Origin of the sequence: Bradyrhizobium sp. WSM1253, from assembly GCF_000244935.1 — a bacterium.
GTDB classification, from domain to species: domain Bacteria; phylum Pseudomonadota; class Alphaproteobacteria; order Rhizobiales; family Xanthobacteraceae; genus Bradyrhizobium; species Bradyrhizobium canariense.
Genome location: NZ_JH600073.1, coordinates 3,047,981 through 3,071,335, shown reverse-complemented (window position 1 = coordinate 3,071,335; position 23,355 = coordinate 3,047,981). Strand labels below are relative to the sequence as shown.

At 64.1% G+C, this 23,355-nt stretch carries 25 protein-coding genes and 1 pseudogene; 16 read left to right on the top strand and 10 right to left on the bottom strand.

Annotated features, from left to right (window positions below; genetic code table 11):
- The first annotated feature begins 119 nt into the window (after positions 1 to 119).
- Positions 120 to 281: a DUF2934 domain-containing protein gene (locus BRA1253DRAFT_RS41555; protein WP_007595988.1), complete on the top strand. Its 162-nt coding sequence runs from the start codon at positions 120 to 122 to the stop codon at positions 279 to 281.
- A gap of 283 nt (positions 282 to 564) precedes the next feature.
- A complete protein-coding gene (locus tag BRA1253DRAFT_RS15990; RefSeq protein ID WP_007595986.1) occupies positions 565 to 852 on the top strand; it encodes a DUF2934 domain-containing protein in 288 nt (95 codons plus the stop codon).
- 276 nt (positions 853 to 1,128) lie between these two features.
- On the opposite strand, the gene BRA1253DRAFT_RS15985 is transcribed toward BRA1253DRAFT_RS15990, so the two are convergent.
- Complete coding sequence (locus tag BRA1253DRAFT_RS15985) at positions 1,129 to 1,860, bottom strand: DUF3750 domain-containing protein (protein WP_007595984.1); 732 nt, start codon at positions 1,858 to 1,860, stop codon at positions 1,129 to 1,131.
- 121 nt (positions 1,861 to 1,981) lie between these two features.
- Here BRA1253DRAFT_RS15985 and BRA1253DRAFT_RS15980 point away from each other — a divergent pair, with 121 nt between their 5' ends.
- Positions 1,982 to 2,242, top strand: a complete 261-nt coding sequence (locus BRA1253DRAFT_RS15980) for a hypothetical protein (protein WP_007595982.1) — start codon at positions 1,982 to 1,984, stop codon at positions 2,240 to 2,242.
- Between the two features lie 168 nt (positions 2,243 to 2,410).
- Here the strand turns inward: BRA1253DRAFT_RS15980 and BRA1253DRAFT_RS15975 are convergent, their stop codons facing one another.
- On the bottom strand, positions 2,411 to 2,641 hold the full coding sequence (locus BRA1253DRAFT_RS15975; RefSeq protein WP_035993475.1) for a hypothetical protein: 231 nt from the start codon (positions 2,639 to 2,641) through the stop codon (positions 2,411 to 2,413).
- On the opposite strand from BRA1253DRAFT_RS15975, the gene BRA1253DRAFT_RS15970 reads away from it, so the two are divergent.
- Entirely contained in the window at positions 2,640 to 5,750 is a 3,111-nt protein-coding gene (locus tag BRA1253DRAFT_RS15970; protein ID WP_035993472.1) for a DEAD/DEAH box helicase, read from the top strand. The genes BRA1253DRAFT_RS15975 and BRA1253DRAFT_RS15970 overlap by 2 nt on opposite strands.
- A gap of 3 nt (positions 5,751 to 5,753) precedes the next feature.
- On the opposite strand, the gene BRA1253DRAFT_RS15965 is transcribed toward BRA1253DRAFT_RS15970, so the two are convergent.
- From BRA1253DRAFT_RS15965 to BRA1253DRAFT_RS15950, 4 genes are all read right to left on the bottom strand, one after another.
- Positions 5,754 to 7,025, bottom strand: coding sequence for a DUF892 family protein (locus BRA1253DRAFT_RS15965; RefSeq protein WP_007595978.1), 1,272 nt, complete (start codon positions 7,023 to 7,025; stop codon positions 5,754 to 5,756).
- A gap of 142 nt (positions 7,026 to 7,167) precedes the next feature.
- The gene (locus BRA1253DRAFT_RS15960; RefSeq protein ID WP_007595967.1) at positions 7,168 to 7,461 is read right to left on the bottom strand and encodes a hypothetical protein; all 294 of its coding nucleotides are present in this window, start codon (positions 7,459 to 7,461) and stop codon (positions 7,168 to 7,170) included.
- Between the two features lie 99 nt (positions 7,462 to 7,560).
- A complete protein-coding gene (gene glgX / locus BRA1253DRAFT_RS15955) occupies positions 7,561 to 9,798 on the bottom strand; it encodes a glycogen debranching protein GlgX (protein WP_007595964.1) in 2,238 nt (745 codons plus the stop codon).
- Positions 9,799 to 9,817: 19 nt separating this feature from the next.
- The gene (locus BRA1253DRAFT_RS15950) at positions 9,818 to 10,099 is read right to left on the bottom strand and encodes a DUF3606 domain-containing protein (RefSeq protein WP_007595963.1); all 282 of its coding nucleotides are present in this window, start codon (positions 10,097 to 10,099) and stop codon (positions 9,818 to 9,820) included.
- Positions 10,100 to 10,375: 276 nt separating this feature from the next.
- Here BRA1253DRAFT_RS15950 and treZ point away from each other — a divergent pair, with 276 nt between their 5' ends.
- Positions 10,376 to 12,187, top strand: a complete 1,812-nt coding sequence (treZ, locus tag BRA1253DRAFT_RS15945; protein ID WP_007595961.1) for a malto-oligosyltrehalose trehalohydrolase — start codon at positions 10,376 to 10,378, stop codon at positions 12,185 to 12,187.
- A gap of 63 nt (positions 12,188 to 12,250) precedes the next feature.
- Complete coding sequence (locus tag BRA1253DRAFT_RS15940; protein WP_007595960.1) at positions 12,251 to 13,108, top strand: SDR family oxidoreductase; 858 nt, start codon at positions 12,251 to 12,253, stop codon at positions 13,106 to 13,108.
- Between the two features lie 76 nt (positions 13,109 to 13,184).
- Here the strand turns inward: BRA1253DRAFT_RS15940 and BRA1253DRAFT_RS41545 are convergent.
- Positions 13,185 to 13,298, bottom strand: a pseudogene (locus tag BRA1253DRAFT_RS41545) (DUF892 family protein); the annotation flags it as partial.
- A gap of 115 nt (positions 13,299 to 13,413) precedes the next feature.
- Between BRA1253DRAFT_RS41545 and BRA1253DRAFT_RS15930 the strand changes: the two are divergent.
- The 4 genes from BRA1253DRAFT_RS15930 to BRA1253DRAFT_RS15925 all read left to right on the top strand — a co-directional run bounded on the left by BRA1253DRAFT_RS15930 (position 13,414) and on the right by BRA1253DRAFT_RS15925 (position 14,434).
- Positions 13,414 to 13,608: a hypothetical protein gene (locus BRA1253DRAFT_RS15930; protein WP_007595958.1), complete on the top strand. Its 195-nt coding sequence runs from the start codon at positions 13,414 to 13,416 to the stop codon at positions 13,606 to 13,608.
- A 122-nt stretch (positions 13,609 to 13,730) separates the two neighbouring features.
- On the top strand, positions 13,731 to 13,913 hold the full coding sequence (locus tag BRA1253DRAFT_RS43610; protein WP_157158600.1) for a hypothetical protein: 183 nt from the start codon (positions 13,731 to 13,733) through the stop codon (positions 13,911 to 13,913).
- Between the two features lie 19 nt (positions 13,914 to 13,932).
- Positions 13,933 to 14,169 (top strand): hypothetical protein, encoded by a 237-nt coding sequence (locus BRA1253DRAFT_RS43605; RefSeq protein ID WP_157158599.1) that lies wholly within the window; start codon positions 13,933 to 13,935, stop codon positions 14,167 to 14,169.
- A 79-nt stretch (positions 14,170 to 14,248) separates the two neighbouring features.
- Positions 14,249 to 14,434 carry a hypothetical protein gene (locus tag BRA1253DRAFT_RS15925; protein ID WP_007595953.1) on the top strand — a complete coding sequence of 62 codons (186 nt, stop codon included), beginning with the start codon at positions 14,249 to 14,251 and terminating at the stop codon, positions 14,432 to 14,434.
- A 38-nt stretch (positions 14,435 to 14,472) separates the two neighbouring features.
- On the opposite strand, the gene BRA1253DRAFT_RS15920 is transcribed toward BRA1253DRAFT_RS15925, so the two are convergent.
- Together BRA1253DRAFT_RS15920 and BRA1253DRAFT_RS15915 are read right to left on the bottom strand one after the other, a co-directional pair.
- Complete coding sequence (locus BRA1253DRAFT_RS15920) at positions 14,473 to 16,260, bottom strand: peptide ABC transporter substrate-binding protein (RefSeq protein ID WP_007595952.1); 1,788 nt, start codon at positions 16,258 to 16,260, stop codon at positions 14,473 to 14,475.
- A 195-nt stretch (positions 16,261 to 16,455) separates the two neighbouring features.
- The gene (locus tag BRA1253DRAFT_RS15915; protein WP_035993465.1) at positions 16,456 to 17,040 is read right to left on the bottom strand and encodes a TetR family transcriptional regulator; all 585 of its coding nucleotides are present in this window, start codon (positions 17,038 to 17,040) and stop codon (positions 16,456 to 16,458) included.
- Positions 17,041 to 17,176: 136 nt separating this feature from the next.
- On the opposite strand from BRA1253DRAFT_RS15915, the gene BRA1253DRAFT_RS15910 reads away from it, so the two are divergent.
- Positions 17,177 to 18,622 carry an MATE family efflux transporter gene (locus tag BRA1253DRAFT_RS15910; RefSeq protein WP_007595950.1) on the top strand — a complete coding sequence of 482 codons (1,446 nt, stop codon included), beginning with the start codon at positions 17,177 to 17,179 and terminating at the stop codon, positions 18,620 to 18,622.
- A 7-nt stretch (positions 18,623 to 18,629) separates the two neighbouring features.
- Here BRA1253DRAFT_RS15910 and BRA1253DRAFT_RS43600 read toward each other — a convergent pair whose 3' ends face one another.
- Positions 18,630 to 18,842, bottom strand: coding sequence for a hypothetical protein (locus tag BRA1253DRAFT_RS43600; RefSeq protein WP_157158598.1), 213 nt, complete (start codon positions 18,840 to 18,842; stop codon positions 18,630 to 18,632).
- Positions 18,843 to 18,914: 72 nt separating this feature from the next.
- Here BRA1253DRAFT_RS43600 and BRA1253DRAFT_RS15905 point away from each other — a divergent pair, with 72 nt between their 5' ends.
- From BRA1253DRAFT_RS15905 to BRA1253DRAFT_RS15885, 5 genes are all read left to right on the top strand, one after another.
- Positions 18,915 to 19,709 carry a MetQ/NlpA family ABC transporter substrate-binding protein gene (locus BRA1253DRAFT_RS15905; RefSeq protein ID WP_007595949.1) on the top strand — a complete coding sequence of 265 codons (795 nt, stop codon included), beginning with the start codon at positions 18,915 to 18,917 and terminating at the stop codon, positions 19,707 to 19,709.
- Between the two features lie 136 nt (positions 19,710 to 19,845).
- Positions 19,846 to 20,880, top strand: coding sequence for a putative FMN-dependent luciferase-like monooxygenase (locus tag BRA1253DRAFT_RS15900; protein ID WP_007595948.1), 1,035 nt, complete (start codon positions 19,846 to 19,848; stop codon positions 20,878 to 20,880).
- A gap of 33 nt (positions 20,881 to 20,913) precedes the next feature.
- Complete coding sequence (locus tag BRA1253DRAFT_RS15895; protein WP_007595947.1) at positions 20,914 to 21,537, top strand: CMD domain protein; 624 nt, start codon at positions 20,914 to 20,916, stop codon at positions 21,535 to 21,537.
- A 13-nt stretch (positions 21,538 to 21,550) separates the two neighbouring features.
- Complete coding sequence (locus tag BRA1253DRAFT_RS15890; protein ID WP_007595946.1) at positions 21,551 to 22,135, top strand: alkylhydroperoxidase domain protein; 585 nt, start codon at positions 21,551 to 21,553, stop codon at positions 22,133 to 22,135.
- A 60-nt stretch (positions 22,136 to 22,195) separates the two neighbouring features.
- Complete coding sequence (locus BRA1253DRAFT_RS15885; protein ID WP_007595945.1) at positions 22,196 to 23,353, top strand: ABC transporter substrate-binding protein; 1,158 nt, start codon at positions 22,196 to 22,198, stop codon at positions 23,351 to 23,353.
- Positions 23,354 to 23,355: the final 2 nt, after the last annotated feature.

The following is a 23,355-nucleotide window of genomic DNA, read 5'->3' as shown; positions in this document are numbered from 1 at the left end:
ACCATCGAGGCTTGACTCAGCGGGCCAGCGTCGCCGCCGATTTGCTGGCCTGCACGGCCCCGCCTCCAAGCCCCCATACCCCCCAGGGTGGGGCCGTGTCTCTCTTCGCAGGAGATGCAATGCCGGAGCCGACCGATCACGACATCAGAGAACGCGCGCACCGCTTGTGGGAACAGGCGGGCAAGCCGGAAGGCCGCGAGGAAGAATTCTGGCATGCGGCCGAGCAGGAGTTGCGCAACGAGGACAAGTCGAACCCCATGCGGACGCCGGATACGCTGTGACCGACAAGAGATGCCCATTCTGCCACGGTCTGGGATGGGTCTGCGCAAACCATCCGCTCCGCGCCTGGAGCGAGGAACTGGGCGGCTGCCGCTGCGGTGAGGGAATGCCCTGCACCTGCAACACGACGGAAGATCCCGAAACAAGGGCGGTGGTCGTCGAAGCGGACACGACGTGGCACTAGCAAGACCTGGCATTGAAGGCGGAACAGAGCCTTCCAGCAGGAATTGAGGTTGTGAGCAGCACGGGCTGCGACGCAGGCCCGTGGCTACGGCGGGGTTTGCGGTGGACGAGCGGCAAAAGATAGAGCACCAGATCGAACTCGCAACGCGAGCGGCAGCCCTTGTCAAAGACGAAACCACCGTCCAGCGATTCAGGACGTTCGCCGAGGAGCTGAAGCAAAAGCTGCTTCGCATGATGCGGCGCGGAAAGGTGCGAGCGCGCGCCTACGAACTCTGGGAGCAGGCCGGTCGCCCGGTCGATCGGGACGTGGAGTTTTGGCTCGAGGCCGAACGGCAGATCGACGAAGAGCGCGATCAGCGGAGGCTCTCGGATTCCTCAGACAAACGGTAGAGGTTCCGTAGCCACATCGGCAGCGAACAAGCTTCGGCCGCGCGTTCCCTGGACAGAGAAAAAGCCGCCGAGTTCTTCACCTGGCGGCTTCAAAAGTCCGTAGCTGTCGGTCGCCTTTCCAGCCTCGTGCGTACCGCCGTTACCTTGTTTGCGGCCATGCAAGTTCAGTTTAGGCCAAGGCGCTCGATTCTGCTGTGACCTGAAGCACACATTGAAAAGACAATGTCGGGAAGCTTGGGAGGGCACCGACTTTGATGGGATTGCCCCGCCATGGCGCTACGCGCCGGCCGTGACACCCAGGCGGCCTATGCCTGGAAGCTTCAGCGCGGGGCGGCGGATGTCGAGGCCGAGCACCGCGCCGAGGAAATTGATCTCGACCCCTTCGACCCAGCCGATGGTCATGCCGAGATAGCCCGACAGCGAGGCGTAGAGCCCGGTGCCGGACGCCGTGATGCCGGCCCAGCGTCCGCTGTAGGGAAAGTCCTTGCCGATGGCGGTCGGCGGCAGCACGGCGCGCAACTCGGGAACGGCGTCAAGCGCCGCCTGCACGAAGGTGTTGGAATTCGGCCCCGGCCAGGCGCTGTAGTCGCCATAGGCGCGGAACTTATAGTTCTCGATGACGGTGCGGATCTTCGGAATCAATGCTTCTGCCCGCGCGCCGTCGACCGCCACGACCGTTTCCGGCATCGCGCCGAACCAGCGGCCATCGGGCGCAAAGCCGTTGCTGCGAACAGGGTCGCCCCAGGCCGTGTAATCGTATCGGCTGTAGGTCGCGGCGCCCTTCTCCTTGACGACGATCCAGGTATGGACAGCAAAAATACTGCGCCAGCGCACCGTGCGCGCGGCGAACACGCGGATCAGCGCGTCCGGATTGGCGGACGCGGGCGGCAGCAGGCCGGCGCTGGAGCGATCCGCCGTCTGCCAATTGCCGCGGCCGTCGCCGCGCAAATAATAGCGGCCGGCCGACACGGCGATCGGCAGGAAGATCAGCAGCAGGAACAGAATCAAGGATTTCCTCAAGGGCAAACGGCGGTCAGGCGGGACGATGCCACCAATATAGTTCGCAAGGCACGCCGCGCCAGCGCTCTCCTGCTCTTGCATTCGGATGGTGCGGCCATATGTTGCGTCCATGAGGAAGTTGTCGCTCGTCGAGGACCAGGCCATCCAGGCGCGAATCGCGTACATCGCGGGCGCCGAGATTTTCGATCGCCTGTTCGCCGGCATCCGGTTCGACGAAATCGACGGCAATCTGCTGTTTGCCATTGCCAGCGACGAAGACTGCGCGGCCGAGATCGAGGATGAGTTCTCGCACCAGCTCGCTGTGGTCGCAACGCATATCCTCGCGCAAAGCGTGGATGTGGTCGTAGTGCTGCCGAAGGTCCTGCAATAGCCCGCTAGCCCGCTAGCCCGCTAGCCTTCTGGCCGTCCAAGGCGCTTGCCTTCACGCTCTGTCTCTGCTTTTCAACGCAATTGCAAAATTGTAATGACGTCATTGGGCGCTCAGGCCCGAGGCGCGTTATCGACGGAGCTCAACGGGAGGGCTCGTCGTCGCTCGCCTCTATTTGCGAAACAAAGTTGGATACACATTGGCGCCCACCAGGAAAGCCCGGGCCACGACCGGCGCGATAAAGACACAAAGCGAGAGCTCAAAAAGCAAAGGCTCGCTAAGCAAGAGCGCGAAAAGCAAGAGCACGAAGAGCACGAGTTCGAAAAGCACGAGCTCGACAAGCAAGCGTCCGGACAAGAGCGCCTCGCGTTCCGCGGTCGCCTCCTCATCGCCGCTCGGCATGCTGGCGCTGCATCTGCTCGAGCAGTGGGAGAAGTCCGACGGCCTCGTCTTCCTCTGCGACGACGAGAGCAGGGCGGAGCGGCTGGGCGGCGTGATTCACGCTCTCGATCCCTCGGTCGACGTGCTGGTGTTTCCGCGCCTGAACACGCTGCCCTTCGACGGCCTCGAGCCATCCCGCGAGATCGCGGGACGGCGCAGCTCGGTGCTGCGGCGTCTCGCCAAGGCAAAGAAGCCCGTCTTCCTGGTGTCGACCGCGGAAGCCATCATGGAACGGCTGCCGCTGCCGGCGAGCTGGTCGCGGTCGAGCCTCACGCTGAAGGTGGGCGCGCCCTATTCCGGGCCCGAGCTGGAGACGCGGCTGGAGGCTCTCGGCTACGATCTCGACGAAGAGGCGGAGTATCCGGGCGGCGTCCTGTTCCACGGCAAGACGTTCGAAGTGTTTCCCGCCGGCGCGCTCGCTCCCTTCCGGATCGAGCATTCCGGAGACACGATTCGCAAGATCGTCGCGGTCGATCCGATCGAGCACGAGGTCGTCTACGAGACCGCGGAATTGATCATCGATCCCATGTCCGAGCGGATCGCGCTGGGAGCTACGCGCGGACAGCGGGCGACGCTGCCTGATTATTGCAGCCGCGCGCGGTGGATCGCGGATGCCGGGGTATCGACCCACGCCGAGAGCTGGCAGGCCACGATTGAGGACGCCGCCGGCCGCAGGGATGCGGAGCGCGAGTATCTGGGGCAGGCGGATTGGAAGCAGCTGAAGAAGCGCATCAGCGTGCTGCCGCGCAAGGCCGCCTTCATCTCGACTCCGGAGTTCTCGAAGCTGGCCTCGCCGCGCAAGGCGCTTCGCGCCTTCGTCGCCGACATGCAGCGCGGCGGATCGCGGCTGCTGTTCGTCGCGGCCGTCGAGGACGACCTTCGCGCGATGGAGCGCATGAGCGGCATCAAGGCGGAGCGCCTGGCCGATTGGAGCGAGGTGGCGAAGGCACGGAGCCGCGAAGGCGCGCTGCTGGCCGATTTCGACGCGGGGTTCATTGGCGCCGGCCGCAAGCCGCTTGTCGTCGTGACCGCGTCCGACGTGCTCGGCAGCCGGGCCCATCATCCCCAGCCGATGGCGCGCGCATGGAACCCGGCGTTCGATCATCCCGATGTGCCCGAAAAGGGCGCCGCCATTGTCCATCTGCAACGCGGGCTAGCCGTGCTCGATGGCTTGCAGACCCTCGATATGGGCAAGGGATCGCGACGCGAGATGATCAGGCTCAAATTCGCGGGCGACAATGCCGTGCTCGTTCCACCGGCCGATCTTGCGGTGATCTGGCCCTATGCCGGCGAACCCGGCAAGCTGACGCTCGACAAGGCGGACGGCAGCAGCTGGTGGGCGCGGCGTACCGAGGCGGAAGCGGAAATCCAAGTCGCCGCCAAGGCGCTCGCCAAACACATCAGCCAGCGCCTCCGCCGTCGCGCACCCAAACTGGTGCCACCGGGGCCGGCTTATGAAAAATTCGTCGCACGGTTCCCCTATTTCACGACAGCGGACCAGGGCCAGGCCATTCAAGACGTCCTCGACGATCTTGCGGCGGGCCATCCCATGGACAGGGTGATCTGCGGTGATGTCGGATTCGGCAAGACCGAGGTCGCGCTGCGGGCGGCGGCCGCAGTGGCGCTGTCCGGCAAACAGGTGGCGATCGCGGCGCCGACCACCGTGCTGGCGCGGCAGCATGTCGAAACCTTCCGCAAACGGTTCGGCCCTCTTGGGATCGAGGTGGGAAGCCTGTCGCGGGCCAGTTCAGGCCCGGAGACGCGAGAGACCAAGGAGGGGCTGCGGCGCGGCACGCTGAAAGTCGTGGTCGGCACACAGGCGCTTGCGGCAAAGGACGTGAAGTTCGCCGACCTTGGCCTCGTCATCATCGACGAAGAGCAGCATTTCGGGGCGGCGGAGAAGGCGAAGCTCTCAGGCCTCGCCAAGGGGGCCCATTCGCTGTGGATGAGCGCCACGCCGATCCCGCGCACGCTCGCGGCGGGTCTTGCCGGCTTCAGGGACCTCAGCGTGATCGCCTCGCCGCCGGTTCATCGCCTTCCCATCGTGACCAGGATCGCGCCGCTGTCCGACGCTGCCATTGCCGCGGCGCTGCTGCGCGAGCGCAGGCGGCACGGTCAGAGCTTCCTGATCTGCCCACGCATCCAGGATCTGGAGCCGATGCTGGCGCGGGTGCAATCGGTGGCGCCGGAGCTGCGCATCGTCTGTCTTCACGGCAGGTTGCCCGTGGACGAGATCGACGACCGCATGATGAGTTTCGTCGACGGCGAGGCGGACGTGCTGTTGGCGACCAATATCGTGGAAAGCGGGCTCGATATTCCGCGCGCGAACACCATCGTGGTGTGCTGGCCCGAAAAGTTCGGGCTTGCGCAGCTGCATCAGCTCAGGGGACGGGTGGGACGCGGCGGCACGCGCGCTTTTGCCCATCTGCTGACGGAATCGACCTCAGAGCAGTCCGAGAAACGTCTGGCGGTACTGGAGGAGTTCAGCAAGCCGGGTGCCGGCTTTGCGATCAGCGAGCGCGACCTCGACCTCAGGGGCGCCGGCGATCTGTTCTCGGAACAGCAGTCCGGCCATGTCCAGGTGTTCGGACCGGTGCTCTACAGTCATCTGCTGAAGCGGGCGTCCGAGCGAGGCAGCGACGCCGGCGCCGATCTGTGGGTGCCCGATCTCAATATGCCGTTGGCCGACATGCTGCCTGAGGGCTACGTGCAATCGGAAGCGGTCCGGCTCGAGATCTATGGCCGCGCTGCCCGATGCCGAAGCGACGACGATCTGGAAGATCTGGAGGAGGAGATCTCGCGTCGTTTCGGTCGGTTGCCGCCGGAGGCCCGCGACTTCTTCGCATCCGCCAGGCTCCGGATCGATTGCAAACGGCGCGGCATCGTCAGGCTCGATGTCGGGCCCGAGGCGGTCGCCGCGACGTTCCTGCCGGGGCGGCTGCGGAAATCCAGAGGAAAGTCGCAGACGGGAGCGCTGCAGCGCGACGGCGACCGCGTCGTTCACGCCGGCCGCCGCGACGCGGATCCGTTCAGCCGGGTCGAGGAGTTTCTCGACCTGCTGGACGGCTAGGGATCATTCGGTCTGCTCGACTGCCGCGGGCATTTTCGCCACCGACATCAGCGAGCGGGCCACCTGGTTGAGGAGCTGATCCGCGTTCTCCTCCTCCGCGAGTGATTTCGACAGCAGGGCGACAACGGCGCTGTGGCGAAGCTGCTGGGCGAGGTTGCGCGCCGTGGTATAGCCTGCGATCTCGTAGTGCTCGACGCGTTGCGCCGCGCCGATCAGCGCGAGGTCGGCCGCCGCGTCCTCCTTGTCCTCACCCTCGGCCATGATCTCCTGGCCCTCCTCGACGAGGCCCATCATGCCCTTGCAGGGCTTGGCGCGGGCGGATTTGCCGAGCATCTCGAAGCATTCGTTGATGCGCTCGACCTGTGCTTCGGTCTCCGCCAAGTGCTGCTCGAACAGCTCGCGCAACTGGTCGAAGCGGGCGGCCTCCGCCATCTTGGGAAGCGCCTTGGTCAATTGCTTCTCGGCATGCAAGATATCGCGCAGCTCGTTGATGAGCAGATCGCCGAGACCCGCTTCGTCGGCCGGCGGCGAGCTCTCGGTGACGATGGCCGAGGCCGGACCCGGTTCGCCCGCCTGGATCGCCGGCGACTCCGTGAAGACCCAGTCGCCGCCCTCGTTCCAGGGGCCGCGCGTGTCGATCTCGCCATGGTCGCCGGCGCCGGTGGAATCGTTGAAGAACTGGTCGACAAGGCCGGGCGTCGGGGCGATGCGGCCGATGCTGAAGGCCGGCTTGCCCATGCTCTCGAGCGCCAGCGCGAAGGCCTTCATGTGCGTGATCTCGCGGGTCATCAGGAACTGCAGCGCGTCCTTGCTGCCGGCGTCGTCGCAGAAATTGATCAGCCGCTCATAGACGATCTTGGCCCGCGCCTCTGCGGCGATGTTGCTGCGCAGATCGACGTCGAGCTCGCCGGTGATCTTCAGATAGTCGGCGGTCCAGGCATTGCCCTGCGAGTTGAACAGATTGACTCCGCCGCCGCCCGCGATGGCGATGAGGGGATCGGCTTCGGCCGCCTGGCGGTCGAACTTCGAGGGCTTGAGATGCATCCGCGCCAGCGTGCCCACCACTTCCAGATGACTGAGCTCCTCGGTGCCGATGTCCATCAGCAGGTCCTTACGATCGGGATCCTCACAGTTCAATCCCTGGATCGAGTACTGCATCGCGGCGGCGAGCTCGCCATTGGCGCCGCCGAACTGCTCCAGCAGCATGTTGCCGAAGCGCGGATCCGGCTCGTCGACGCGAACGGTGAACATCAGCTTCTTGACGTGATGATACATGGCGGGACTCTCGGATTGGGAGGGCAGGAAAAGAAGATGTCTTCCGAACGGGCGGCTTCAGTGTTCGTTCCTAGCGAAACGACCTGCGCCGATCAGGCGCAGGTCGTTCAAAGACGATCGGCAGGATTGTGGACGTACTCGCTCAGCGTTGGTCCGGACGCTTGGCGGGCGGCCCGCTCTTGTTGCCCGGTGCGCCCTGAATATGCGCCGGGTCCTGCGATTGCACGGCGGTGTTGCCGGTGGAGTTTGTCGAACTTGATCCGACGGTTTCACCGGGCTTGGCGGCCGGACCGTTCTTGTTGCCGGGCTGTCCGGCAATGCCGGCACCCGAATTCTGCGCGCTCGGCGCGGACGAAACGTCAGGCTTGCTGGCCTGCGCCCAAGCTGCACCAGGCAGCGCAAGAGCGGCGAGGATAACGGCACCTGTGAACTTCATCTCGGTGTTCTCCGACTGATGCCCCATCTACTCGAACGCCGGTGACCTGCGTGCGTTCCCTATTCAACTCGAAAGCATCGGCTCGCCTGATCGTGGCGACTATCCCGGCAGCGGCGCCTCCACGACGTCGAGCAGCGCTCCAAGGCCCTGGCGCAGGCGGCGGGTGGCGATGCTCTCGGTGGCGAGACCGAACACCACGAGGGATCGCCCGGTCATCACATAAACATGCCCGAAGTCGAACGCGGGCATCTGCCCCTCCGGTTGATTGGTGTCGATCAACCCGACCCAGCTGCGTCCCTCGGCGACGGCGGGCAGGGTGAAATGGACGACGTCGTGATGAGCATTGTAGATCAGCAGCATGGTTGCGTCCGAGCCGCGGCGCTTGATGCCGGTCTCCTGGGCGCGGCCGTCGAGCAGCAAAGCGAAACATTTGGCGTTGCCGTCCTGCCACTGCTCCGTCGTCATTTCCTCTCCGGACGGCGCGAGCCACGTCACGTCCTTCACGTCCAGCTCTTCATTGTGCGAGCCGACCAGGAAGCGGCTGCGGTAGAGAATCGGAAATGCCTTGCGCGTGGCGATCAGCTTTCGGGTGAATTCGCGCAGGCTGCGGCCGTTCGCGGTGATGCCCATCCAGTCGAGCCATGTGGTCTCGTTGTCCTGGGCGTACGCGTTGTTGTTGCCGTGCTGGGTGTGTCCGAATTCGTCACCGGCAAGCAGCATGGGCGTGCCGTGCGACAACAGCATGGTTGCCAGCAGATTGCGCTTCTGGCGCTCGCGCAGCGCAATGATGTCCGGATCGTCCGTCGGTCCCTCGGCGCCGCAGTTCCAGGAGTGATTGTTGCTGTGGCCGTCGCGATTGTCCTCGCCATTGGCTTCATTGTGCTTGTCGTTGTACGAGACGAGATCGTTGAGATTGAAACCATCATGTGCGGTGACGAAGTTGACGCTGGCCCACGGCCGGCGGCCGCGCTTGTTGAAGAGATCGCCGGATCCGGACACGCGCTTGGCGAAGTCCGCGATCGATCCCTCGTCGCCCTTCCAGAAGGCGCGCACCGTGTCCCTGAACTTGTCGTTCCACTCCGCCCATCCGGGCGGAAACTGGCCGACCTGATAGCCACCCGGACCGATGTCCCAAGGCTCGGCGATCAGCTTGACGCTGGAGAGCACGGGGTCCTGGCGGCAGGCATCGAGAAAGCCGCCGCCTTCGTCGAACCCGTAGGGCTCCCGTGCCAGGATGGTGGCGAGGTCGAAACGGAAGCCGTCGATCCTCATCTCGGTCGCCCAATAGCGCAGGGAATCCGCGACGAGTTGCAGCACACGCGGGTGCGACAGGTTCACAGTATTCCCTGTACCGGTATCGTTGATGTAGTAGCGCTGCTGGTCCGGCAGCAGGCGGTAATAGCTAGCGTTGTCGATGCCCTTGAAGGACAGGGTCGGGCCGAGCTCGTTTCCTTCAGCGGTGTGATTGTAGACGACGTCGAGGATGACCTCGATGCCATGGGCGTGGAACTGGTTGACCATGGCTTTGAATTCGTTCGCGAACGGCGTCTTGAGGTAACGTGGCTCCGGCGCGAAGAAGGCGAGGGAGTTGTAGCCCCAGTAATTGCGCAGGCCTTTCTCAACCAAATAGCTGTCGTCGACGAAGGCATGGATCGGCAGCAATTCTGCACTGGTGATGCCGAGCGATCGCAGATAGGCCGGGACCTCCGAATGCGCGAGGCCGGAGAACGTGCCGCGGTCTGCGTCGGGCACCAGCGGATGCAGCTGGGTAAAACCCTTGACGTGCATCTCGTAGACGATCGTCCGCTCCCATGGCACTTCCGGCTTGCGCGCGGCGCCCCAAGTGAAGGCCGGGTCGATGACGCGGCATTTCTGCATCAAGGACGCGCTGTCGCGTTCGTCGTAGGAGAGATCCTTGTCGGCATGGTCGAGCTGGTAGCCGAACAGCTCCGGTCCCCAGCGCAACCGGCCGACCAGCTGCTTGGCGTAAGGATCGAGCACGAGCTTGTTGGGATTGAAGCGGTGTCCCGCGTCGGGTTCGTAGGGGCCGTGAACGCGATAGCCATAGATGGTGCCGGGACGGGCCGCGGGCAAATAGCCATGCCAGACTTCGTCGGTATATTCCGGGAGTTCGATCCGCTCCAGTTCGGTCTCGCCGTCGTCGTCGAACAGGCAGAGTTCGACCTTGGTGGCATGGGCCGAAAACAGCGCGAAATTGACGCCGAGCCCGTCCCAGGTGGCGCCGAGCGGAAACGGCTTGCCCTCGCTGATGCGGGAGCGGCGCAGGCTCGAGGCCGCCCGCGTCAGGGCGTCGTCTGGATGTACTGTTTGATCCATCGGTGCCCCGAAAAGTCGTTCAAGAATTTGGTGGGATCGCCGTCACTTCCGTCGTCGCCTGCTCGCCGACGGTCGCCGAAGCGATCACGGCGGCAGGAGGCGCATCGTCCGGCTTGGGCAGCGTGGTTGCCCTTTGCAGCGCCGCCTCCTTGCTGATGGCCGCAATCGAGTTGCCGGTCCGCTCGACGATGCTGATCAGCTCCGCATCTGACAGTCCGAGACGCTTTCTGACGAGCCGCACCTGAGTACGGTCGGCAAGATCGAGCTTGTTGCGGATCGGCTGTGGCTTCGAGCGGCGCATGGCGGAAACTCCCGTGTAGAATTGCAACCGTCGCCGAGGCGATTCCGTTCCCTGTTTGCAACAGTGATCTTCCCCAACCATCGTCGCCGCACCTCGGCCCAAAAGTGCACACAACGCGCACGGCGCATCAGTGTGGTGCCGGCCTGAGGAACGAATGCCTCGATCTCGGCTTCTCCCGTCCAGAGCATGCTCAAGCGATCGCAAAATCGAGCCTCGCGAAGCGTGCTGTTACTTCCAGCCACGCAAAGGCGACCAGGTTTGAGTCACAGATTGGGAATGGCCGGGCAAGCGCGACACCACGGCCCTCGATGCCTCGATCACGGGGTCTGCTTCAATCTCTGGGCGCCGACGGCGCAATCGGTCGAATTGCTCGAAGCCGGCCGGCCGCCACTCCGGATGACGCGCGACCACGATGGCTGGTACCAGTGGTTGAGTCCCACCGCGCATGTCGGCACGCGCTATCAGTTCAGGATCAACGAAGACCTGGTCGTTCCCGATCCCGCCTCGTTCTTCCAGCCAGACGACGTCGGGGCGCCGAGCGAGGTGATCGACACCGCGACGTTCCGGGACTCGGTGCTCTATCCCGGCCGCCCCTGGGCGGAGGCCGTGATCTACGAGTTGCATGTCGGCACCTTCAGTGAGGAAGGCACCTATGCCGGCGTCGAGAAGAAGTTGCCCTATCTGCGCGATCTCGGCATCACCGCAATCGAGCTGATGCCGCTCAATGACGTCCCCGGCCGGCACAATTGGGGCTATGACGGCGTGCTGCTGAATGCGCCAAATGCACGCTACGGCAGGCCGGAAGACCTCAAGCGGCTGCTACGCGCGGCGCATGCCCTCGACATATTGGTCTACCTCGATGTGGTCTATAACCATTTCGGGCCGCAGCTGAACTATCTGCACCTCTATGCGGAAAGCTTCTTCACCACGCGCCATAGCACCGGCTGGGGCCCTGCCGTCAACCTCGAGGGACACGACGGCGCGTTCGTGCGCGAGTTCCTGATCGAGAACGCGTTGATGTGGCTGCGCGACTACGGGTTCGACGGCTTGCGGCTCGATGCGGTTCACGCGCTCAAGGACGATTCCGACCGCCATTTCCTGATCGAGCTTGCCGAGACGGTTCGCAGTCAGCTGCCGGGCCGACGCGTGCATCTGATGCTGGAGAACGAGGCCAATCAGGCCCGCCTGCTCGACCGTGCTCAAGGGCGAACCCGGCTCTATGACGCGCAATGGGGCGATGATTTTCACAACGCGCTCCACGTCCTCTTGACGGGTGAGGACGAAGGCTACTATCGCGCCTTCGCAGACAGGCCGCTTGAACATCTCGCGCGAGCGCTCACCGAGGGCTTTGCCTATCAGGGCGAAGTCTTTCCGCTGCATGACGAACCGCGCGGCGAGCCGAGCGCGCATCTGCCGCCTGAGGCCACCATCTTCTTCGCCCAGAACCACGACCAGATCGGCAATCGCGCGCTCGGGGAGCGGCTTTCCGCGCTGGTCGGTCCGGAGAAACTGGATCAGGCCATGGCGCTGGTTCTCTTGAATCCGCACATTCCGATGTTGTTCATGGGTGAGGAAGCCGCGGCCGAGACACCGTTCCTGTTTTTCGCAGACTGGTCCGGCGAAGCTGCCGAGCTGACACGGGAAGGGCGGCGTAAGGAGTTCGCGCACTTCAGGGCGTTCTCGACGCCCGACATACGCGCCAGGATTCCGGATCCGTGCGATGAAAAAACCTTCGCGGCATCGAAGCTCGACTGGACCGGCATCGACCGCTCTCCCGCCAGCGCCAGGTTTCGCAGCCTAACATCCCGATTGCTGAAGATACGGCGCGAGAAGATCGTTCCGCTGATCAAACGGGGTTTCCTTTCGGCTCATTGCAAGTTGCTGGGGGAGAACCAGCGTAAGGGCGGCCTGGATGCCCGTTGGCGGACGGCGAACGGAGACATCTTGCAGATCGTCGCCAATTTCGCGGACGGCGAACTGCCCATGCCGGCGCTGGTTGCGGGCGAGAGCCTATGGCGATTGGGCGCCGCCGACGCGCCAGCCCTGTTGCGGAGCGACATCATCGTAAGGCTTGGCCACGAGGCGTGATGGAACAGCGAGGAACGCTTCCGAAAGCTTTCCGTTAGCGCAGTGAATCTCTGGAGCCGCTTCATGACCGACTATCCAAAGCCGCCTTTTCCGCCGCAGCAGCAATCGATGCCCGGTTCGACGCGCGCGATGAACCCGCGACCGGATCATGGCGAGGAAAGTTACAGGGGCGCCGGGCGCCTGACCGGAAAGAAGGCAATCATCACCGGAGGCGACAGTGGCATCGGCCGCGCGGTCGCGATCGCCTATGCCCGGGAAGGTGCCGACATCGTCATCGCCTATTTGAACGAGGACGAGGATGCCGCCGAGGTCAAGACGCTGGTGGAGCGCGCAGGACGCAAGGTCGTCCTGATCCCCGGCGACATCCGCAATCCCGATCATTGCCGCGCGATCATCCAGCGCACCGTCGAGGCGTTCGGCGCAATAGACATCCTCGTCAACAACGCGGCGCATCAGGACACGTTCAAGGAGATCGCTGACATCAGCGACGAGGAATGGCAGCGGACGTTCGAGACCAATATCCACGCCATGTTCTATCTCACCAAGGCTGCGGTCCCCCACATGCGCCCGGGAGCGGCGATCATCAACACCGCGTCGGTGAACTCCGACATGCCGAATCCGACTTTGCTGGCCTATGCCACGACCAAGGGCGCCATTCAGAATTTTACCGGTGGGCTCGCCCAGATGCTGGCGAGCAAAGGCATTCGGGTCAATGCGGTCGCCCCGGGTCCGATCTGGACGCCGCTGATTCCGTCGACGATGGCGGAGGACACTGTGAAGAACTTCGGCAAGCAGGTGCCGATGCAACGGGCCGGCCAGCCGGCCGAACTCGCGACAGCCTATGTCATGCTCGCCGATCCGCTATCGAGCTACACATCGGGAGCGACCCTGGCGGTCACCGGCGGCAAGCCGTTCATCTGACCGAACGTGCGACGAGAACGTGGCAGCCCTGCGAGCAGGGCCGCCACGCCCAGCACGTCTTCACCAGTACGCCTCGACCGGCGACGAGGTCCTTGTTTGTCGCCTTATCGATCATCTTCGGCAGCGCCTTGAGGATCTGCTGTTCCGCGTAATAGATATCCTGCAGCCCGTGCAGCAGCAGGTCTTCCATCGATTTGATGTCCTTGGTGAAGAATCCCGTAAACGACGTCTCCTTGTCAATGATGGAACTGGAACGCCGCACAGCTGCAGCTGTTCCATTCCCGTGACCAGATCAGGAGAGCCGAATGAGCGATGGAGCGGATCATCTTGCGAGCCTGCTCGGACGAGCGGCGATGGACGTCTGGGGTGACATGCCCCGCGACATCCAGGAAGCGCTGTTCGAGACCGCCATGAAGGGACGGCCAGCGGAGCGGGAAGAGCTCGCGCGACTGCTGCACGAGCGGCATCCCCGTACGCTTCATCCGGTGCGGCCTGGCTGAGCCGTTGCAGGAACGATCGGGCAAGAAGCCGATTTGTAAAATGGGCGAGGCGCGGCGAATGGGATTGGACGAAGCCCGCGAGCCGTAGCTCCGCCCAGGATCAAATCGGTGAGTCGATCGGCGTGACTGAAATGATGATCGGAAAATGGTACGACCCGATCTCCCAGAGATGGATCGTGCCGCGTGAAACGCACCCGGTGGCGGGCCACTCGCAGTCCGACCCGGAGAAGGGGCTCGAAGCCCGCAAGCCGGCCGAGGCGCAGCGGATCTGGGACCTGTTGGTCGATTGCTGCGCGCGCGGGTGATGTCCGAGCCGCACCATCATTGGCTTCTGCTGTCGGCAATTCACAGAGTGATGACATAGACCGCGAAGGCAATGATGAGCGCCAGGCTTACGACGGCAGTGCTGATCAATATCTTGCCCATGGCGCGTCCGTGCTGTCTCGCCGCGTCAATGTAACAGCCGTCATTTTCGTTCCGGACCGGCAGCTGAAGGCAGCTCCGACTGTTCACATGTGCACAGAGGGCGTCGGCACCAAATGGCTTGACTATATCATTTGATGCAGACATGGCTGCGCTCGCTCTTATCATCGGCCATGCGGAAAGGCACCGCATGGTGCCATGACATGGAGACCCGATCGTGCACAGGCGGCGTCGCGTTCAGCAAACCACCACGCTTCAAGAGCGGCTTGCAGAGTTCACCAGGACCATCCGCGAAAAGGCCGAGGCGTTGCCCGACGGCAAGGAGCGGGATGAGCTGATGAAGCGGCTGAGAAGCGCCGACACTGCGTCAAACCTCGACCGTCAATTCGCCGGCAGGGATTGAGCTCGCAAGGATTGAACTGGCAATGGAGCTGGAAAGCGTCAGCTGCGGTACCAACTCGCCAGATTCCAGGTCGTGACGTCCCAGCCTGACATGTCGACCGTGAGATTGTTGACCCCTGCGTTGACGATGTTGCGGGATAGAAGCGGCAGGAACACGTTGGCCTCGCAAAAAATTTCGTCGACCTTGATCAGCAGCGCGGCCCGCTTGACCGGATCGAGCTCGTTCTGGGCGGCCTTGTAGGCCTTGTCGGCCTCGGGATCGGACCAGCGCGAGACGTTGCGGCCGAGCCATTTGTTGTCCTTGTTGGAAATCTCCCAGGAGACGCATTGGTTCAGGAAGCGCTCCGGGTCGGGCTGCGGCTGCGTCGTGTTGTACATCTCCATGTCGGCATAGAACTTCGAGTAGGTGTCGGGGTTGCCGACGTCGGACGAGAAGAACACCGATGCCGTGACCGCCTTGATCTCGATCTCGATGCCGGCCTTCTGGCAGGCCTGCTTGATGATGGCCTGCGTCTTCTGACGCGGCGCATTGGTCGAAGTCTGGAAGACGAATTTGAGCTTCTTGCCGTCCTTCTCGCGGATGCCGTCCGCGCCCTTTGCCCAGCCGGCGTCATCCAGGACCTTGTTGGCCTTGTCGACGTCGAACTCGTATTTCAGCTTGGCCGACTTGAACTGTTTGGGTGCGTTGACGAAGCTCGCGGTGGCGACGCCGCCGCGCCCGTAAATGAACTTCTGGATCGACTCGCGGTCGATCAGCAAGTTCATCGCGCGGCGAACGGCGGGATCGGACAGCGTCGGGTGCTTGGTCTTGGGGCTGGAGCGCTCGCCGTCCACCTCGGTCCACGGATCGGTCGTGTTGAGGATGATGAACTCGACATTGCCTGACGGCGTGACGTCGAGCTTGCCCTTGCCGCTGGCCTCCATGCGTTTGAGGACCTCCTCCTCCACTTGCATGTTCCAGGCGTAGTCATATTCGCCGGTCTGCAGCACGGCGCGCGCCGCGGATACCGCATCGCCGCCGCCCTTGATTTCGAGCGTGTCGAAATGCGGCTGGTTCTTGACGTGATAGTCGGGATTGCGTTCGGCCCGGATCAGGTCGCCCGGCTTGAACTCGACGAATTTGTAGGGACCCGTGCCGACCGGCTTCAGATTGCCGGGCGCTTCGCGCGACTTCGCGCCGACATAATCGCCGAAATGATGCTTCGGCAGGATCGGACCGACCGAGCCGACGAAGGGATCGGCCCAGAACGGCGTCGGCGCCTTGAACAGCACCTTGATGGTGTGGTCGTCGATCTTCTCGACCGTGATGTCCTTGTAGGAACCCGTGGTGTACGCCGCGGTCGCGAGATCCGAGGCGTATTGCCAGGTGAAGACGACATCGTCGGCAGTGAAGGGCTTGCCGTCATGCCACCTCACGCCCTGTTTCAGTTTCCAGGTCACGCTCAGGCCGTCCGGCGAAAGGCCGCCGTTCTGCTTGGATGGAGCCTCGGCCGCGAGGCAGGGGACGAGGTTGCCCTCCTTGTCCCAGCCGGCGAGCGGCTCGAAGAAGACGCGCGAGGCGATCTGGTCCTTGGTGCCGAGCGCGAAATGCGGATTGAGCAGCGTCGGGGCCTGCCAGAGCAGGATCTTGAGCGGGCCGCCGCCGCCGGCCTTGGTCGGCTTGTAAGGCAGCGTGGCGTCCGCCATCGCCATGTCATTCCAGACCAGGATCTGGCTCGCGACCGGCGCTGCGATCCCGATCGCAGCCATCGTCTGCATGAACGAACGTCGCGATAGCTTGCCTTGCTTCACCTCAGCGATGGACTTGCGGATTTCGTTCTCGTTCATCGGATGATCCCCACTTCACAGACAAGTCGTCACCGGCCAAGGCCCATCATGTTTCATCACGGGCGAGGCGGCAATGCCGACAGGGTGAGAAAACCCTGCGGCGAAATGACGAACGTAGGGGACGGCAGCTATGGCTGCCAAGGGGCGCTAGCTGGATCGCCGCGCGAGAGACCCAAGGCGGCGATCCAATGCGAGCTAGGGGAACCGCCCATTCGCAAGCGCCAGCGCAGCTCCAACCGCGTTCTCGAGAATTTCCTCCGACAATTGCCTGTCGCTCACCGCGCGCGACAATTGCAGCGCGCCGACCATGGTTGCGTAGACCGAAATCGCGCGTCGTCGACGCTCCGCAACCGGACCTTCCGGCATCTGCGCCGCCATCAGCGCGATGATCTCCGACGTCTTCTCGGTGAAGGCATCACGCGTCGCCTTGGGATGTCGGGCGATTTCGGCGACAAGGGCTGCGGTCGGGCAACCGGCGCCCGCGCGGTCGCGATGGCGCGGGGAGAGGTAGTCGCGGATCGTTGCCTCGAGCGCGACGCCGTTTGCAAGATTGTCCTTGTGCCTCTGCTCGCGCCGCTCCAGGGCGTCGATCAGCACCGCGCGTACCAGATCCTCCTTGGAAGCGAAATGCGTGTAGAAGGCGCCGTTGGTCAGGCCCGCTTCCGCCATGATGCCGGCGAGGCCGACCGCGGCGATGCCGCTCTCGCGGAACTGCGAAGAGGCGACGTCGATGATGTGCCGCCGCGTCGTGTCCCTGTGTCCCTTGTCGTAGCGCGCCAATCCCGCCTCCTGCGCGACCCCGCCACAAAATCGTGAGGCCGGGCCCATTGCATTATGATCATAATAATACATTATGATCATAATGCAATGGGCGGCCGATCGGCGGCGGCCCTTCGGGACCCCAGGGATCGAACCCATGTCAGTCGAGGATGCCGCCGCGCCGGCCTTGTCCGCCCCGCAGATCGTGGCTCGCGCCACCGCTCCGCTCCGCCAAGTGGCGGCATCAACACCAGGCGCGGCCGAGCAGCGGCGCGCAGCGCTGCTGACGGCGCCGATCCTGCCGACGCTGCTTCGGCTCGCGCTGCCGACCGTGACCGTCCTGGTGGCGCAAACCGCGGTCAACATCGCGGAAGCCTATTATGTCGGCTTCCTCGGCACCGATGCGCTGGCCGGTGCGGCGCTCGTGTTCCCGATCTTCATGCTGATGACCATGATGTCGAATGGCGGCTTCGGCAGCGGCGTTGCCTCCTCGGTCGCGCGCGCGGTCGGTGCCGGCCGCCGCGACGATGCCGAAGCCGCGTTGTTTCATGCCGTGGTGCTCGCGATGATTGCCGGCGGCGTGTTCACGCTCGGCGTCATCGTCGGCGGTCCGCATCTCTACCGCGCCCTTGGCGGCGCCGACGGTGCCCTCGCTGCGGCCACCACCTATTCCAACTATCTGTTCGCCGGCGCCATCCCGGTCTGGATCGTCAATCTCCAGGCGGCGGCGCTACGCGGCGCGGGCAATGTCAAGGTGCCCGCGCTGGTGACGCTGGTCGGCGCGATCGTGACGATTCCGGTGTCGCCGGCGCTGATCTTCGGTCTGGGACCGATCCCGCGGTTCGGCATCGGCGGCGCGGGCATCGCCTTCGGCCTCTATTACGGCGCGGCGATGCTGTTTCTGCTGCGCTACATGGCCTCAGGCGCGACCGGCCTCAAGCTGCACATCGTGCCGCTCCGCGCAAAAATCTTCGGTGACATGCTGAAGGTCGGCATTCCCACCGCCTTCAATGCGGTGCTGACCAATCTCACCGTCATTCTCGTCACCGGCGCGGTCGGCCTGTTCGGCACCTCCGCGCTCGCCGGCTACGGCATCGCCTCGCGGCTCGACTACATCATGATCCCGCTGCTGTTCGGCATCAGCACCGCGACGCTAACGATGGTCGGCGTCAACATGGGCGCGGGACAGACGGCGCGGGCACGTCGCATTGGCTGGATCAGCGGCGTTGTCGGCATGGTTATGACCGGCACGATCGGCCTTTTGGTGGCGATCTTCCCGACGGCCTGGCTCAATCTCTTCAGTCACGATGCCGAGGTGGTGGGCGAAGGCATGACCTACTTGCGCATCGTCGCGCCGGCCTATGTCGCACTCGGCTTCGGCTTCGTGACGTCGTTCGCCGTGCAAGGCACCGGCCGCGCCATCGGCCCGCTCGCGTCTTCGGTCGCGCGCATCCTGATCGCGGCCGGCGGCGGCTGGATCGCGGTGGCAAGCTTCGGCGCCGGCATGGCGGGGCTCGCCACCATGGTGACGGCATCGCTCGCCGCCTATGCCGTGATCTGCGTCCTGATCATGCTGTCGCCGTCGACCTGGCGGTCCGAGTAGGCGCAGATCATCTGATGCTGGCAACACCGACAACCAGCACCGAAATCCCGGCTGGATTGCCTGCTGCTATCTCGCCGCCATTTTCGCTCTCCGGCTGTTGTTGCGCCGTGATGCCCGTCACGCTTGCGCAGAGCATTCCTAATCTCTGTAAATTCGTTTCGCGATTGGTATCGAATTGAGAAGGTGTCTGCCGCTGCCGGCATCCAATATGGATTTCCATTTCATTGATTTCGCCACATAGAGAAGCGAATACGGTTCCAGTCGTTGCCGCTGAGTCATGGAGACCAAGATCATGGAGACCAAGATGTCGTTTCGCCTCCCCCTGATCCTTTCTGCCGTCCTCGTCGTATGGTCGGCGGGCGCCTCGGCCGAGACCATCAAGATCGGCGTGACGCCGGGGCCGCACGCCCAGATTTTCGAGGCCGTGAAGCCGATCGCCGCCAAGCAGGGTCTCGACATCCAGCTCATCGAATTCTCCGACTACGTGGTGCCGAATGCCGCGCTCGATGCCGGCGAGATCCAGGCCAATTCGTTCCAGAACCAGCCTTATCTGGACAACCAGAAGGCGGACCGTGGCTACAAGATCGAAGCCGTCGGCCTGACCGTGAATTTCCCGATCGGCGTCTATTCCAAGAAGCACAAGGCCTTCGCCGACATCCCCGAGGGCGGCAAGGTCTCGATCCCGAACGATCCGACCAATGGCGGCCGCGTGCTGCTGCTGCTGCGCGACAAGGGCGTGATCAAGCTGAAGGACGGCACGGGCTTCAAGCCGACGGTGCTTGATATCGCCGAGAATCCAAAGAAGCTGAAGTTCATCGAGGTCGACGCGGCGCAGGCGCCGCGCGCGCTCGACGACGTCGACGCCGCCGCGATCAACACCAATTATGCAACCCAGGCGGGCCTCGATCCCGTCAAGGATCCGATCCTGCGCGAGGACCCGAAGGGTCCCTACGTCAATCTCATCGCCGTTCGCACGGTCGACAAGGACAAGCCCTGGGTCAAGGTGCTGGTAGACAGCTATCACACGGCGGAGGTGAAGGAGTTCGTCCTGACCAAGTTCAAGGGCGCGGTACTGCCGAGCTGGTAGGCAGTCTGCCCAGCCAAAGTTCAGCTCAGGGCGATCCCGGCGGGCAGCCTTGCGTACGAGCCCTGCGCAATGCCCGCTTGTCTGGAGCTGCGGCAACCGACATCATCGGGGCCCATCCTCGTCCGACAGGGGTCGTATGAAACGCTTAGCAAACCTGAAACGCCTGGGGTTTTTCACACGGCTTCTCGACGAGGCCCCGCCCGCCGACCGATATCGCTTCGCGGCCGAGCAGATCGTGCGCGCCGAGAAAGCGGGCCTCGATTCCGCATGGATCGCGCAGCACCATTTCCACGAGCGCGAGGGCGGCCTGCCGTCGCCCTTTACTTTCCTCGGTTACGTCGCAGCCCAAACCTCGCGCATCCGGCTCGGCACCGGCATCGTCACCTTGCCGCTGGAGAATGCGGTGAGGGTGGCGGAGGACGCCGCGGTGCTCGATCTGCTCTGCAATGGTCGCTTCGAGCTCGGTGTCGGCACCGGCGGCAATCCCTCGGCCTTTGCCGCCTTCGGCCTCGACAGCGCCCAGCGCAACGAGATCTTTGCGCGCAATCTGGAAATCGTCCGCACGGCGCTGACGGGCAAGCCGCTCGACGGTGGCGACACGCTCTATCCGCAGCGGCCGCAATTGGACAACCGGATCTGGCAGGCGACGTTCTCCGTTGCGGGCGGCGCGCGTGCCGGTAAGGCGGGCGATGGCCTGTTGCTGTCGCGCACCCAGCCTCGAACCAAGGAGGCGCCGAAGGCAACGCTGGCCGAGATTCAAAATCCGGTCATCGATGCCTATCTTGAAGCACTGCCGCCGGGACGCGAACCCCGCATCATGGCCTCGCGCACCATCTTCGTCGCCGACGACCGCACCGAGGCGCTACGCCTTGCCGATATCGGGCTGCGGCGCGCGCTGCCGCAATTCCTCAAGGGCGGCCACGCCAAGCCGGGCGAGACGCTCGAGGAGATGATCGCAGCGTTCGACACCCATGTCGGCGCGGCCGACGACGTGATCGCTTCGCTCCGCGCCGACGCCACGCTGGAGCGGGTGACCGATCTCGTCTTCCAGGCGCATTCGGTCGATGCCCCGCATCCCCATATCTTGCGCTCGATCGAGCTGGTCACGGAGAAGGTCGCGCCGGCGCTGGGCTGGACCCGGACGGCGGCGGATGTGGCGCTGGCGGGCTAGTTGCGACACCAGAGAATTGTACGAGGCTGAATGATGGCTACGAAGGATATCATCGACGCGCTCGCTGGGATTGAGCCGGGATCGGCCCTGGACGGCATTCGCGCCAAGCGCGTGCAGGCGCGTGACAATGCGCAGAAGAGCTATCTCTCTTTGTTCGAGCCGATCGATGCCGGTGATGTCTCGCTTGTCGAGCGGGCGGCAGTCGCGTTCTTCGTGATCGGTCTTCACCGCGAGCCGACTGTAGCTGCCTTCTATCGGGCGAAGTTAACTGCGATCGCCGACGGTGCGCGCCTGATTGAGGCAATCGAGGCTGAAATCGCGCGGGGCGAGACTTCGGGCCCTTACGGCGCCTTTCCGGCCGGGCCGCTGTCGGTCGAGAACAAGGCCGGCCTGGCCTACCGCGTCAGCGCGGAGCGCAAGACCGATCTCGGGGACCGGCTCGTTGCGGCGTTCGAGCATGCGCATCTGCTGGTGTTCCGCCCGCGCGATGCGGCCGTGGCCGACATGAAGGCGCTGCTCGCTGCCGGCTGGTCGAACACCGGAATCGTCACGTTCTCTCAGCTCGTTGCGTTCCTGTCGTTCCAGGTGCGCGTCGTCACCGGACTGCGCGTGCTCGGCGCCTCGCTTGGCAGCGCAAACGCTGCGGGCGGCGCCTAAGGAGATCGCAATCATGAGCGCTGCAAACAACGTCAATCCGCCCGTCGTCTTCACCCAGGATGAACTGGGCTGGGTGTCGTGGATCGATCCGCTGCCCGAAGCCGAGCTGACCGAGCGGCATTTCGCCGGCCTCGTCGATCGCTCTCGTTCCAAGTCCGAATATTTTCGACTGCTGGTGCGCGATCCCGAGGTGCTGGAAGCCCGCACCAAGACTGACAAGGACATCTTCTACAACGTTGCCGACGGCCTGCCGCGCGCCGAGCGCGAGCTGGCGGCGGCTGCGACCTCGCGCTACAACGGCTGCATCTACTGCGCCTCCGTGCATGCGCGTTTCGCCAGCACTTATTCCAAGCGCCGCGACGATGTGCAGCGGCTGCTCGAGGAGGGCGTCGGCGCCGATCTCGGCGAGCGCTGGAATGCGGTCGTCAAGGCCTCGGTGGCGCTGGCTGCGACGCCGATCGCGTTCGGCCCCGACAATATCGATGAGCTGCGCTGCGCCGGTCTCGACGATGCCGAGATCGTCGACGTCATCAACGGCGCGTCGTTCTTCAACTGGGCGAACCGGCTGATGCTGTCGCTCGGCGAGCCCTCGAAATAGCCAACCTCACCGGCATGGAAATTGCTGGTTGTTTCAACACCTGACAGGATGGAGCCGTCCATGAGCAACATCGATCGTCGTACCCTGGTCAAGGGCTCGCTTGCCGCCATGATGGCGGGAGCAGCCTTCTCGCGCGCCGCGCTTGCGCAATCGTCCGAGCCGATCTTGCTGGGCGTCAGCGGTCCGCTGACCGGGCCGAACGCGCAATATGGCACGCAGTGGAAGCAGGGCTTTGATCTCGCGCTGGACGAGATCCAGGCAGCGGGCGGCATCAACGGCCGCAAGCTCGCCTATAGTTTCGAGGACAGCCAGAGCGACCCGCGCCAGTCGGTGGCGATCGCCCAGAAGTTCGTCTCCGATCCCAGGATTGTCATGGAGCTCGGCGACTTCTCCAGCCCCGCCTCGATGGCGGCCTCGCCGATCTATCAGCGCGGCGGGCTGGTGCAGTTCGGGTTCACCAATTCGCATCCCGATTTCACCAAGGGCGGCGACTTCATGTGGAGCACCTCCGTCAGCCAGGCTGACGAGCAGCCGCTGCTGGCGGCTTATGCCGTGAAGCGTCTCGGCCTGAAGAAGCTCGCCGTGCTGCACCTCAACACCGATTGGGGCCGGACCAGCCGAGACTATTTCGTCAAGGCCGCGAAAGAACACGGCGCCGAAATCGCCGTCACCGAAGGCTACATTGCGGAGGAGCGCGACTTCCGCTCCACGCTGGTGCGGGTCCGCGACGCCAATCCGGACGGGCTGATCCTGATCTCCTATTATTCCGACGGTGCGCTGATCGCGCGGCAGGCACGCCAGGTCGGGCTGAAGCAGGTGATCTGCGCCGCAAGCTCGGTCTACTCGCCGAAATTCCTGGAGCTCGGCGGCGAGGCCGTCGAGGACGTCCACGTCGGCACGCGCTACTTCCCGGAAGACCCGCGCCCCGAGGTGCAGACGTTCATCGCGGGCTTCAAGAAGAAGTACAACGGGGTGGAGCCCGACGCGTTCAACGCTTACGCCTATGACGCGATGAACATGGCCGCCGCCGTGGTGAAGATCGGCGGCACCGACCGGCGTGCGATCCGCGACGCCTTCACGAAAGTCAAGGACGTCTCGAGCGTGATCTTCGGCAAAGCGACGTTCGACGTCGAGAGCCGGCGCGTCAAGGGCGCCATGAACGCCGAGCTCGTCGTGCGCAAGGGCCAGTTCGCCCTCTGGGACGGCAAGCCGACCTGAGG